Genomic DNA, 12,132 nt, shown 5'->3' with positions numbered 1-12,132 from the left:
GTCAGGGGTGCAGGGTTGACACCGCCTCGCGGAGGTGGGTGGCGACGTCGGCGGCGGTGACCGGGCCGGTGGTGGCGGCCAGGCGGCCGGCGAGGCCGTGGGTGAAGGCGGCCCCGACCGCCGCCTGTTCGGCGGGCAGGCCGGCGGCGAGCAGGGAGCCGAGCAGGCCGGCGAGGACGTCGCCGGTGCCGCCGGTGGCGAGGGCGGGGGTGCCGGTCGGGTTGACGTACACGCGGCCGTCGGGGGTGGCGACGATCGTGCGGTTGCCTTTGAGCAGGACGACGCAGTCAATGCGCTCGGCGAGGTGCGCGGCGGCGGCCATGCGGTCGTCGCCGGGGGCGCCGCCGGCGAGGCGCTGGAACTCGCCGTCGTGGGGGGTGACGACGGTCGGGGCGTCGCGGTCGCGGAGCCAGTCCGCCATGCGGGCGTCGACGAGCAGGGTGAGGGCGCTGGCGTCGAGGCAGGCGGGGACGGGCGCGCCGAGGACGGTGCGCAGCTCGGCGTAGGCGCGCTCGTCGGTGCCCATACCGCTGCCGCACGTCCAGGCCTGGACCCGGCCGGCGTCGGCGACCCGGTCGCTCGCGATGACCGTCGGGTGCTGGGTCCGGACGAGCGGGGCCGCGCCGCCGGCGTAGCGGACGAGGCCGGCGGGGCCGGCCAGGGCGCCCGCGACGGAGAGGACGGCGGCGCCCGGGTACTCGTCGGAGCCGGTCGCGACGCCGACCACGCCGCGGGAGTACTTGTTGTCGTCGGCGGTGGGGCGGGGCCACCAGGCGGCGACGTCGGCGGCGTCGGGCACGTAGCAGGCGGGGTCGCCGGTGAGGAAGGGCGTCAGGCCGATGTCGACGAGCTCGACGAGTCCGCTGTGGACGGCGCCGGCGCCGACGAGCAGGCCGGGCTTGAGGACGCCGAAGGTGACGGTGATGTCGGCGTGGATGGCCATGCCGGTGACGGCGCCGGTGTCGGCGTCCACGCCGGACGGCACGTCGACGGCGATGACCGGGGTGCCGCGCAGCGCGCCGGCGACGTCGGCGACGCGGCTCGCGACCGGTTCCCGCAGGCCGCCGCGGCCGCCGATGCCCAGGATGCCGTCCACCACGAGATCGAACCCGCCGGCGAAAGAAGACCCGACGACACCGCCTGCGGCCTGCAGGGCGGCGAGCGCCCCGGTGTGGACGCGGGAGGGGTCCAGGACCAGCGCCGAGACGTGCGCGCCGCGGCGGGCGAGGAAGGCGCCGGCGTAGAGCGCGTCGCCGCCGTTGTTGCCCGGGCCGACGAGGAGCAGGACGCGGCTGCCGTACACCTTGGGCAGGGTCTGCGCGCAGCGCCTGGCGAGGCCGGCGGCGGCGCGCTGCATGAGCGCACCGCCGGGCAGGGTCTTCATGAGGGCCTCTTCGGCCGCACGGACTTGCGCCACCCGCCAGGCGGCTCTCATGACACGATCACAGCGCCAAGCCTGTCACATACGCCTATTCGACGGTAACCGACTTGGCCAGGTTGCGCGGCTGGTCGACGTCGTGTCCGCGGGCCGACGCGATCTCGCAGGCGAGGACCTGCAGCGGCACGGTCGTGACCAGCGGCGCCAGGAGCGTCGGGGTGACCGGCACGTGGAAGAGGTGGTCGGCGTAGGGTTCGACCGCCGTGTCGCCGTCTTCGGCGATCACGATCGTGCGAGCGCCCCGCGCCCGTACCTCCTGGATGTTGGAGACGACCTTGTCGTGCAGGACGCCGCGGCCCCGGGGCGACGGCACCACACACACGACGGGGGTGCCTTCGTCGATGAGAGCGATCGGGCCGTGCTTCAGCTCGCCGGCGGCGAACCCTTCGGCGTGCATGTAGGCGAGCTCCTTGAGCTTGAGCGCGCCTTCGAGGGCGACCGGGTAGCTGACGTGCCGGCCGATGAACAGGACGCTCTTGGCGTCGGCGAGCTCCCGGGCGAGCTTGCGGATCGGCTCCATCATCGCCAGGACCTGCTCGACCTTCTGCGGCATCTCCTGCAGCTGCGCGACGACGGCGCCGACCTCGTCGGCGTACTTGATGCCGCGGACCTGCGCGAGGTGCAGGCCGACCAGGTAGCAGGCGACGAGCTGGGTCAGGAACGCCTTGGTCGAGGCGACCGCGATCTCGGGGCCGGCGTGGGTGTACAGGACGGCGTCGGACTCGCGCGGGATGGTGGAGCCGTTGGTGTTGCAGATGGCCAGGACGCGGGCCTTCTGTTCCTTCGCGTGCCGCAGGGCCATGAGGGTGTCCATGGTCTCGCCGGACTGGGAGATGGCCACGACGAGCGTGGAGCGGTCCAGGACGGGATCGCGGTAGCGGAACTCGCTGGCGAGCTCGACCTCGCAGGGGATGCGGGTCCAGTGTTCGATCGCGTACTTGGCGACCATGCCGGCGTGGTACGCGGTGCCGCACGCGACGATGAAGACCTTGTCGACGTCGCGGAGGTCCTGGTCGGTGAGGCGCACCTCGTCGAGCAGCAGGTCGCCCTGCTCGTTGAGCCGCCCGAGGAGGGTCTCGGCGACGGCGTGCGGCTGCTCGGCGATCTCCTTGAGCATGAAGTAGTCGTAGCCGCTCTTCTCGGCGGCGGAGATGTCCCAGTTGATGTGGAAGTCCTTGCCCTCGGCGGGGTTGCCGAGGAAGTCGGTGATCACGATGGCGTCGCCGGTGATCAGCACGACCTGGTCCTGGCCGAGCTCGACGGCCTCGCGGGTGTGTTCGATGAACGCGGCGACGTCGCTGGCGAGGTAGTTCTCGCCCTCGCCGCGGCCGACGACGAGCGGCGAGTTGCGGCGCGCGCCGACGACGGCGCCCGGGGCCTGGGCGTCGACGGCGAGCAGCGTGAACGCGCCTTCGAGGCGGCGGCAGACGGCCCGCATCGCGTCGGCCAGCCGCTCGGCGGGGTCTTCCACCGAGCTGCGGGAGACCTCGAAGCTCAGCAGGTGCGCCGCGCACTCGGTGTCGGTGTCGCTGGCGAACTCGATGCCCTGCTGCTCCAGCTCGGTGCGCAGCTTCGCGAAGTTCTCGATGATGCCGTTGTGGATGACGGCGACCCGGCCGTCGACGGAGCGGTGCGGGTGTGCGTTGCGGTCGGTGGGGCCGCCGTGGGTGGCCCAGCGGGTGTGGCCGATGCCGGTGGTGCCGGTGTCGAGGCCGTCCTCGCTCTGCAGGGCCTTCTCGAGGTTGGCGAGCTTGCCGGCGCGCTTGGCGGTGCGCAGGACGTCGTCGACGATGGCGACCCCGGCGGAGTCGTACCCGCGGTACTCCAGCCGGCGCAGGCCGTCGAGAACGATGGTCAGGGCCGGACGCGAACCGGCGTACCCCACGATTCCGCACATGTCCCGTACCGTAGCAGACATTCGAGCATGCCCGATGCTCGAAACTGTCGTGATTGCGCACGACGCCTGCGCACAGTGGGACGAAAGCGACGCGTGCCACCCCCGGGCCGGGGGGTAGCACGCGTGACAGGCGAGGTCAGGCCAGCGAGGAGCGGATCTGGGCGCCGCCGTCGATGACGAGCGTCTGGCCCGTCATCCAGCGCGACGCCGGCCCGCCCAGGAAGGTGATGACGTCGGCGATGTCGTCGGGTTCGCCGATGCGCCCCAGCGGGAGGTGCTCGCTGAGGTACTGCTCGTTGTTCTCCCACAGCCCGCGGGCGAGCTTGGTGCGCACGATGCCGGGCGCGACGCCGTTGACCCGGACCGCCGGGGCGAGCTCGGCGGCGAGCTGGCGGGTGAGGTGGATGACCGCGGCCTTCGTCGCGTTGTAGTAGCCGATGCCGGGCTCGGTGAGCAGCCCGCCGACGGAGGCGACGTTGACGATCGCGCCGCCCCGGGACGACATCGACGCCTTCCAGGCCAGCTGGCTCCACAGCACGGGGCCGAACTGGTTGAGCCGCGCGGTCTTCTCCGCGCGGACCGGGTCGATGTCCATGAGCGGGCCGAAGTACGGGTTGGTGCCGGCGTTGTTGACCAGGACGTCGATCGCGCCGAACCGGGCCATGGCGGCGTCGACGGCGGCGCCGGCCTGGTCGGGCTCCGCGGCGTGCGCGGCGTGGGCGAGCACCCCCGCGGACGGATGGGCGGCGCGGATCTCCTCCGCGACGGCGTCGAGCGCCTCCTGGTCCCGGGAGGTGAGCACGACGTTGCAGCCCTGCGCGGCGAAGGCGACGGCGGTCGCCTTGCCGATGCCGCGGGATGCGCCGGTGACGAGAACGGTGCGGGCGTCAGTCATGCGCCGCACGTTACTCCCGGGTAGACCCCTTCATGTCGGCCATGGCGGCGTCGGTACGAGACGACCGCCGCCACCGCGCGTGACCCGGAAAGCGAGCTGAGCCGGGGGCTAGACGGGAGAGACGGGAGAGACAGTGCGGACGATGGCGGCGATGCGCTCGGCGGCCTCGCGGGCGATCGCCAGGGTGGACGCCTCGACCATGACCCGGACGAGCTGCTCGGTGCCCGACGGGCGGAGCAGGACCCGGCCGGCGCCGCCGAGCTCCGCCTCGACCTGCTTCGCGGCGTCGAGGACCTGGGCGGCCTTGGCGGCCGCGGCGCGGTCGCCGACGGGCACGTTGATCAGGACCTGCGGCAGCCGCTGGACGACGGAGGCGAGGTCGGCGAGGGTCCGGCCGGTGCCGGTCATGCGGCCCATGAGGTGCAGGGCGGTGAGCACGCCGTCGCCGGTGGTCGCGAAGGCGGGCATGACGATGTGCCCGCTCTGCTCGCCCCCGAGGGCGAGGCCCTTCGCGCGGAGCTCGTCGAGGACGTACCGGTCGCCGACGCGGGTCTCGAGAAGCCGGATGCCGGCGTCGGCCATGGCGATCTTCAGGCCGAGGTTGCTCATGACGGTGGCGACGAGCGTGTCGTCCTTGAGGTGGCCGCCGTCGCGCATGGCGAGGGCGAGGACGGCCATGATCTGGTCGCCGTCGACCTCGTCACCGTCGGCGGTGACGGCGAGGCAGCGGTCGGCGTCGCCGTCGTGGGCGATGCCGAGGTCGGCGCCGTGCTCGACGACGGCGGCGCGGAGCTGCTCGAGGTGGTTGGAGCCGCAGTTCTCGTTGATGTTGAGCCCGTCGGGGTCCGCGTTGATCGCGACGACGGACGCGCCGGCCCGCCGGTACGCCTCGGGGGCGGCGGAGGAGGCGGCGCCGTTGGCGCAGTCGACGACGACCTTGAGCTCGACGAGCGGGCCGGGCAGCGACGTCAGCAGGTGCCGGACGTAGCGGTCCTCGCCGTCGTCGAGGTCGGTGACGCGGCCGACACCGGCGCCGGTGGGGCGCACCTTGGTGCCTTCGGTCATGAGCCGCTCGATCTCGTCCTCGACCTCGTCGGGGAGCTTGTGACCGCCGGCGGCGAAGAGCTTGACGCCGTTGTCGGGCATCGGGTTGTGCGACGCGGACAGCATCACGCCGATGTCGGCGGACAGCACGCCGGTGAGGTAGGCGACGGCCGGGGTGGGCAGGACGCCGACGCGGATCACGTTGGCGCCGGCGCTGGTGAGGCCGGCGACGACGGCCGCCTCCAGCATCTCCCCGCTGGCCCGCGGGTCGCGGCCCACGACCGCCAGGGGCGCGTGGGAGTGGTCGCGCTCGAACAGCGCCTGGGTCGCGGCGATGGCGACGGCCATTGCCAGCTCGGGAGTCAGGTCGGCGTTGGCGCGTCCGCGGACGCCGTCGGTGCCGAAGAGTCGCCCCACTGCGATACCTCCGTTGAGCTTTTAGGCCGCGAACCGTCGATCCGAAAGGGCCGCGAACGCAAACCGGCCGGGTACACCTCCAGGGTGCACCCGGCCGCGAAGCTTGGTTAGCGCTTCGAGTACTGCGGAGCCTTACGGGCCTTCTTCAGACCGTACTTCTTGCGCTCGGTGGCGCGGGCGTCACGGGTGAGGAAGCCGGCCTTCTTCAGCGCCGGGCGGTCGTCGGGGTCGTTCTCGACGAGCGCACGGGCGATCGCGAGGCGCAGGCCGCCGGCCTGGCCGGTGGTGCCGCCGCCACGCAGGTTGGCGAACACGTCGAACTGCTCGAGCTTCTCGACGATCACCAGCGGCTCCTTGACGGACTGCTGGTGGACCTTGCTGGGGAAGTAGTTCTCCAGCTCGCGGCCGTTGAGGAGGAACTTGCCGGTGCCGGGAACCAGGCGGACCCGGACGATGGCCTCCTTGCGGCGGCCAACGGTCTGGATCGGCTGGCCGGCGCGGCGGGAACGGGTCGGGACCTTGGCCGTCGCCTCAACGGCCGGGGTCTCGACGGTGGCGACAGCAGCAGCGGCCGGCTCAGCGGCCTCGGTGTCGATGGTCTCGACGGTCTCGTCGGTCACGCTCAGTCCTTCGTCCGCGCTCACTGCGCGATCTGCTTGATCTCGAACGGCTGGGGCAGCTGCGCGGCGTGCGGGTGCTCGGCGCCCGCGTAGACCTTCAGCTTCCGGATCTGCCGGGCGCCGAGGCGGTTGTGCGGGAGCATGCCCTTGACGGCCAGCTCGATCGCCCGCTCCGGGTTCTTGGTCAGCAGCTCCTCGTAGCCCACCTTCTTGAGCCCACCCGGGAAACCCGAGTGGCGGTAGGCGACCTTGGTCTGCCGCTTGTTGCCGGTCAGCGCCACCTTGCCGGCGTTGATCACGATGACGAAGTCGCCGGTGTCAACGTGCGGGGCGAACGTCGGCTTGTGCTTACCGCGCAGCAGCGTGGCGGCGTGCGTGGCCAGGCGGCCGAGCACTACGTCCGACGCGTCGATCACGTGCCACACGCGCTCGATTTCACCCGGCTTCGGGCTGTACGTACCCACAGGTCTACCTTGTCTTCCACGTCGTCGGTTCTGGGGTGCGCTCTCATGGCGGCGCTAAAGGGGCGCACGACCACCTAGCGTACCCGAACAGTGGGGACGCCTTGTCATCGCACAACAGCGGTCCACGATACCGGGCCGCTGTTGTGCGAGTCAAAACGGCCTCAGACCCCCTCGAGCCTGCCGGGTGACCTGCGGAGGTAGACGAACCAGGTGACGGCGAAGCAGACGGCGTAGAAGGCGAGGAAGGCGATGTACGCACCGTCACCGGTCTTGTACGCGAGGAACGACTGCCGGAACGCGAGGTTGACCAGCACGCCCCCGGCCGCGCCGATCGCGCCGGCGACGCCGATGAGCGCGGTGGCGAGCCGCCGGGACTGGTTCTCGTCCGTGGGGTACTTGGCGCGGAAGATCGCCGGGATCATCTTGTAGGTCGACCCGTTGCCGATGCCGCTGAAGACGAACAGCGCGATGAACCCGGTCAGGAACAGCGGCAGGGAGTGCTGCCGCGACGCGGTGAGCACCAGGGTGGCGCCGAGGGCCATGCCGACGAAGTTCCAGAAGGTGATCCTGGCGCCGCCGAAGCGGTCGGCGAGGAGGCCGCCGACGGGGCGGATGAGCGAGCCGAGCAGCGGGCCGAGGAATGTGAGGTAGGCCGCCTTCACCGGGGTGTCGAAGTCGGACTTGAACTGCACGAGGAGCACCTGGCCGAACGCGAAGCCGAAGCCGATGAACGAGCCGAACGTGCCGATGTACAGCAGTGACATGATCCACGCGTGGCGGTCCTTGATCACGTCACGCATGGCCCGCCGGTCGTTCGCGGCGTGCGCGAGGTTGTCCATGTACAGCGCCGCGAGGGTCGCCGCGATCACGATGAGCGGCAGGTAGATCAGGATGATGAGGCGCGGGTGACCGGCGCCGGCGGTCGCGAGGACGAGCAGGCCAACGAGCTGGACGGCGGGGACGCCGATGTTGCCGCCGCCGGCGTTGATGCCGAGCGCCCAGCCCTTCAGCCGCTGCGGGTAGAAGGCGTTGATGTTGGCCATCGAGGAGGCGAAGTTGCCGCCGCCGACGCCGGCGACGGACGCCACGATCAGCAGGGTGGTGAAGGAGACGCCAGGCTCCAGGATGATGCCGGCCAGGATGCTCGGCACCAGCAGCATGAGGGCGCTGAAGATGGTCCAGTTGCGGCCGCCGAAGGTGGCGACGGCGAACGTGTAGGGCAGCCGCAGCACCGCGCCGACGAGCGTCGGGGCGCTGGTGAGCAGGAATTTCTGGGCCGGGTCGAAGCCGTACTTCGGGCCGAGGAAGAGCACGAAGACCGACCACAGGCTCCAGATGGAGAAGCCGATGTGCTCCGACAGGATGGAGACGATGAGGTTGCGCCGCGCGATCTTCGCGCCGCCGTCCTCCCAGAAGGTGCGGTCTTCTGGCCGCCAGTCGCTGATCCAGCGGCCGCCGCGGCGGGGGGCCGGGGGCTGTGCGCCAGGCTCGGTGGTTTCCACGGCGAGAGTCATGACGCGGAAGTTAAGGACGCCACGTTTCGGTCGCGCGCACCGCTTCTTGTCCTGACCGAAACGTTTCCCCCACGTCGGCGGCCGCCCGGTTGTGAGAACCGGACGGCCGCCCGCGGAGCAGAGATCGGCTGCTAGGCCTTGGTGAAGATCCAGGTGCCGGTGTCCGGGCCGCCCTGCGGCGGGCCGAGCTTCAGGGTGGTGCCGCCCGAGCAGTCGTAGCTGCTCTTCTTCAGGACGGGCTGGGCGTCGACGGCGCCGCCGGTGTCCGCGGTGCCGGTGCCGGCGAAGTCGGCGATGGAGGTCTTGTCGGCCACCCGGACCGCGGCGGGGCTGGTCAGGTCGACGGTGACAGTGAGGGTGCTGAAGTCGACGGTGCCGACGGGCTCCCACGTGCCGGTCGCCGCCGACGGGGTCTTGACGGTGCCGTTGACCTTGCCGCCGTAGCCGAAGCTGCCCTTGACGTCGCCGCCGGAGACGGTGAACGCGAAGGTGACCGGCTTCATGGCGCCGAAGTCGACCTGGGCCTTGCCGGCGCTGTCGACGGTCAGCGTGGTGCCGCCGCCGCCGGTGAAGGTCCCGGTGACGGGTCCGCTGAGCTTGCCGTCGAGCCCGGTCGCCTTCCAGGTGCCGACGAGGCACGGCGCCGCGACGCCGGTCCCGGACGTGCCGCCGGGGGTGCCGGACGTGGCGCCGGCCGAGCCGCCCGGAGCCCCCGCCGAGGCACCGGCCGAGGTCTTGCCGCTGGCACCGGCGCCGGGGGTGCCGGCTTCGCCGCTGCAGCCGGCGAGCCCGACGCCCAGCGCCGTCATGGCCACGATGGTGACCTTGGCGGTCGAGCGCATCTGGTTCCTCCTCATATTGGGGTCCGTTACTGTCTACCCCCGCGAGCAGATCGTCGAACCGTACCGTGGGACGATCTGGCACAACCTTCACCAGGCTGTGGCTGCGCCGTAACGTCCTGCTCAACGCTCTAGTGAGGCGCTCTTAGCAGGCGCGAAACATTTGGGACCCTGGAGCGAAACCGCCCGGCGTCAGCCTTTTGGCCATGAAGGTCGTCGTTGTCGGTCACGGCATGGTCGGGAACAGGTTCCTGGAGGCGCTCCGCGCCCGGGACACCGGGAACGCCTGGGAGATCACGGTTCTCGCCGAGGAGAGCCGTTCCGCGTACGACCGGGTGCGGCTGTCGGCGTTCTTCGACGGCGTGTCCGCCGAGGAGCTCACCTACGACGTGCCGGACGGCGTCGACCTGCACCTCGGCGAGCCGGCCCTGGCGATCGACCGGGCCGCCCGCAAGGTCACCACCGCGCGGGCCATGTACGAGTACGACGCGCTGGTCCTGGCGACGGGCTCGTCGGCGTTCGTGCCGCCGATCACCGGCGTCGACCAGCCGGGCGTCTTCGTCTACCGCACCCTCGACGACCTGGAGGCGATCCGGGCGCACGCCCAGGGTCGCGAGGTCGGCGCGGTCATCGGCGGTGGCCTGCTCGGCCTGGAGGCGGCGAACGCGCTGCGCCTGCTGGGCCTGCGCACGCACGTGATCGAGTTCGCGCCGCGGCTGATGCCGGTGCAGGTCGACGAGGCCGGCGGCGCGGTCCTGCGCAAGTACGTGGAGGACCTCGGCGTCCGGGTGCACCTGGGCGCGGCGACCACCGCGATCCGCCAGACCCAGACGGTCAACGCGACGCTCGCGCTGACCCTGTCCGACGGGGCGCACATCCCGGCCGACATCGTCGTGGTGGCGGCCGGCATCCGGCCGCGCGACGAGCTGGCCCGCACGATGGGCCTCCCGACGGGGGCGCGCGGCGGGATCGTCGTCGACGAGGCCTGCCGCACCGAGGACCCGGCGGTGTACGCGATCGGCGAGTGCGCCGAGATCGACGGCCGCTGTTACGGCCTCGTCGCCCCCGGCTACGCGATGGCGGAGGTCGTCGCGGACCGGCTCCTCGGCGGCGAGGCGTCGTTCCCGGGCGCGGACACGTCGACGAAGCTGAAGCTGCTCGGCGTCGACGTCGCCAGCTTCGGCGACGCGCTGCGCACCGACCTGCTCGACGTCGTCTACCTCGACCCGGCGAGCGGCACGTACGCGAAGCTGATCCTGTCCGACGACGCGCAGACACTGCTCGGCGGCATCCTCGTCGGCGACGCCGGCTCGTACCCGGCGCTGCGGGCCAGCGTCGGCGGCCCGCTGCCCGCGTCGCCCCTCGCGCTGCTCGCCGGTGACGCGCCCCGCGCGGCGCTGTCCGAGGACGCGCAGATCTGCTCCTGCAACGCCGTCACCAAGGGCCAGATCACCACGGCGATCCACGAGCAGGGCTGCACCGACGTGGCGGAGTTGAAGGCGTGCACCCGCGCCGGCACCAGCTGCGGCTCGTGCGTGCCGCTGCTGAAGCAGCTGCTCGCCGAGGGCGGCGTCGCGCCCAGCAAGGCGCTGTGCGAGCACTTCACCCAGTCGCGGGCGGAGCTCTTCGACATCATCCGGGTCCGCGGCATCCGCACGTTCTCGCAGCTCGTCGCCGAGCACGGCACGGGGCGCGGCTGCGACATCTGCAAGCCGACGGTCGCCTCGATCCTCGCGTCGCTGCACAACGACTACGTCCTGGACGGCGAGCAGGCGGCGCTGCAGGACACCAACGACCACTTCCTGGCCAACATCCAGCGCAACGGCACCTACTCGGTGATCCCGCGGATCCCCGGCGGGGAGATCACCCCCGACAAGCTGATCGTCATCGGCGAGGTCGCCCGCGACTTCAACCTGTACACGAAGATCACCGGCGGGCAGCGCATCGACCTGCTCGGCGCCCGCGTCGAGCAGCTGCCGGCGATCTGGCACCGGCTCGTCGCCGCCGGCTTCGAGTCCGGGCACGCCTACGGCAAGGCGCTGCGGACCGTGAAGTCGTGCGTCGGGTCGACCTGGTGCCGGTACGGCGTGCAGGACTCCGTCGGGCTCGCCGTCGAGCTGGAGCTGCGGTACCGCGGGCTGCGCGCGCCGCACAAGCTGAAGTCGGCCGTGTCGGGCTGCGCGCGGGAGTGCGCGGAGGCGAAGGGCAAGGACTTCGGCATCATCGCCACCGACAACGGCTGGAACCTGTACGTCGGCGGCAACGGCGGCTTCCGGCCCCGCCACGCCGACCTGATCGCGGGCGACCTCACCACCGAGGAGCTGATCCGGCTCGTCGACCGGTTCCTGATGTTCTACATCCGCACCGCCGACCGGCTGCAGCGCACGTCGGCGTGGATCGAGGCGATGGACGGCGGCCTGGACTACCTGAAGGCCGTCATCGTCGAGGACTCCCTCGGCATCGCCGGCGAGCTCGAATCGATGATGGCGCACCACGTCGGGTCCTACGTCGACGAGTGGCGGGCGACGATCGGCGACCCTGAGCGGCTCGCCCGGTTCGTGTCGTTCGTCAACGCGCCGGACACCCCCGACCCGACGATCACGTTCGCTTCCGAACGCGGCCAGCCCGTCCCTGTCGTCCTTGGAGTGCGCTCATGAAGTGGACCGTCGTGTGCCCCTTCCCCCGCCTGGAGCCGGAGCGTGGCGTCGCCGCGCTGGTCGACGGGGCGCAGGTGGCGCTGTTCCGCACGTACGACGGTGACGTGCACGCGATCGGCAACCTCGACCCGATCAGCGGCGCCGCGGTGCTGTCCCGCGGGATCGTCGGCAGCCGTGGCGACGTGCCGACGGTCGCGTCGCCGATGCACAAGCAGGCGTTCGACCTGCGCAGCGGCGAGTGCCTCGACCAGCCGGGGGTACGGGTGCCCGTCTACCCGGTGCGCGTCCGCGACGGCCTCGTCGAAGTGGCCGCGGTCGAGCTGGCGGCGGCCGAGGCCGTTACGTGA

The 12,132-nt window shown here is 71.7% G+C and carries 10 protein-coding genes; 2 read left to right on the top strand and 8 right to left on the bottom strand.

What is annotated here, in order from left to right; all coding sequences use genetic code 11:
• Position 1: 1 nt before the first annotated feature.
• The 8 genes from ABZ321_RS11245 to ABZ321_RS11210 all read right to left on the bottom strand — a co-directional run bounded on the left by ABZ321_RS11245 (position 2) and on the right by ABZ321_RS11210 (position 9,131).
• The gene (locus ABZ321_RS11245; RefSeq protein WP_354890833.1) at positions 2 to 1,435 is read right to left on the bottom strand and encodes an NAD(P)H-hydrate dehydratase; all 1,434 of its coding nucleotides are present in this window, start codon (positions 1,433 to 1,435) and stop codon (positions 2 to 4) included.
• A gap of 34 nt (positions 1,436 to 1,469) precedes the next feature.
• A complete protein-coding gene (glmS, locus tag ABZ321_RS11240) occupies positions 1,470 to 3,335 on the bottom strand; it encodes a glutamine--fructose-6-phosphate transaminase (isomerizing) (protein WP_344501807.1) in 1,866 nt (621 codons plus the stop codon).
• Positions 3,336 to 3,471: 136 nt separating this feature from the next.
• A complete protein-coding gene (locus tag ABZ321_RS11235; protein WP_344501808.1) occupies positions 3,472 to 4,230 on the bottom strand; it encodes an SDR family oxidoreductase in 759 nt (252 codons plus the stop codon).
• 108 nt (positions 4,231 to 4,338) lie between these two features.
• Positions 4,339 to 5,691 carry a phosphoglucosamine mutase gene (gene glmM, locus ABZ321_RS11230; protein ID WP_344501809.1) on the bottom strand — a complete coding sequence of 451 codons (1,353 nt, stop codon included), beginning with the start codon at positions 5,689 to 5,691 and terminating at the stop codon, positions 4,339 to 4,341.
• A gap of 107 nt (positions 5,692 to 5,798) precedes the next feature.
• Positions 5,799 to 6,287 (bottom strand): 30S ribosomal protein S9, encoded by a 489-nt coding sequence (rpsI, locus tag ABZ321_RS11225; protein WP_344501919.1) that lies wholly within the window; start codon positions 6,285 to 6,287, stop codon positions 5,799 to 5,801.
• 44 nt (positions 6,288 to 6,331) lie between these two features.
• Entirely contained in the window at positions 6,332 to 6,775 is a 444-nt protein-coding gene (rplM, locus tag ABZ321_RS11220; protein ID WP_344501810.1) for a 50S ribosomal protein L13, read from the bottom strand.
• A 161-nt stretch (positions 6,776 to 6,936) separates the two neighbouring features.
• On the bottom strand, positions 6,937 to 8,289 hold the full coding sequence (locus ABZ321_RS11215) for a nitrate/nitrite transporter (protein WP_344501811.1): 1,353 nt from the start codon (positions 8,287 to 8,289) through the stop codon (positions 6,937 to 6,939).
• Between the two features lie 131 nt (positions 8,290 to 8,420).
• Positions 8,421 to 9,131 (bottom strand): hypothetical protein, encoded by a 711-nt coding sequence (locus tag ABZ321_RS11210; RefSeq protein ID WP_354890832.1) that lies wholly within the window; start codon positions 9,129 to 9,131, stop codon positions 8,421 to 8,423.
• A 203-nt stretch (positions 9,132 to 9,334) separates the two neighbouring features.
• Between ABZ321_RS11210 and nirB the strand changes: the two genes are divergently transcribed.
• Positions 9,335 to 11,785: a nitrite reductase large subunit NirB gene (gene nirB, locus ABZ321_RS11205; RefSeq protein WP_344501813.1), complete on the top strand. Its 2,451-nt coding sequence runs from the start codon at positions 9,335 to 9,337 to the stop codon at positions 11,783 to 11,785.
• Positions 11,782 to 12,132, top strand: coding sequence for a nitrite reductase small subunit NirD (nirD, locus tag ABZ321_RS11200; RefSeq protein WP_354890831.1), 351 nt, complete (start codon positions 11,782 to 11,784; stop codon positions 12,130 to 12,132). The genes nirB and nirD overlap by 4 nt, the downstream gene beginning before the upstream one ends.

The sequence above is a fragment of the Dactylosporangium sp. NPDC006015 genome, assembly GCF_040614215.1.
In the GTDB taxonomy this organism is placed as follows: domain Bacteria; phylum Actinomycetota; class Actinomycetes; order Mycobacteriales; family Micromonosporaceae; genus Dactylosporangium; species Dactylosporangium maewongense.
This window is presented reverse-complemented; position numbering and strand designations above follow the sequence as displayed.

Coding starts and splice junctions, on each gene's coding strand:
- ABZ321_RS11245 (WP_354890833.1), bottom strand. CDS start 1,435: ATGAGAGCCGCCTGGCGGGTGGCGCAAGTCCGTGCGGCCGAAGAGGCC.
- nirD (WP_354890831.1), top strand. CDS start 11,782: ATGAAGTGGACCGTCGTGTGCCCCTTCCCCCGCCTGGAGCCGGAGCGT.
- ABZ321_RS11215 (WP_344501811.1), bottom strand. CDS start 8,289: ATGACTCTCGCCGTGGAAACCACCGAGCCTGGCGCACAGCCCCCGGCC.
- nirB (WP_344501813.1), top strand. CDS start 9,335: ATGAAGGTCGTCGTTGTCGGTCACGGCATGGTCGGGAACAGGTTCCTG.
- ABZ321_RS11210 (WP_354890832.1), bottom strand. CDS start 9,131: ATGCGCTCGACCGCCAAGGTCACCATCGTGGCCATGACGGCGCTGGGC.
- glmS (WP_344501807.1), bottom strand. CDS start 3,335: ATGTGCGGAATCGTGGGGTACGCCGGTTCGCGTCCGGCCCTGACCATC.
- ABZ321_RS11235 (WP_344501808.1), bottom strand. CDS start 4,230: ATGACTGACGCCCGCACCGTTCTCGTCACCGGCGCATCCCGCGGCATC.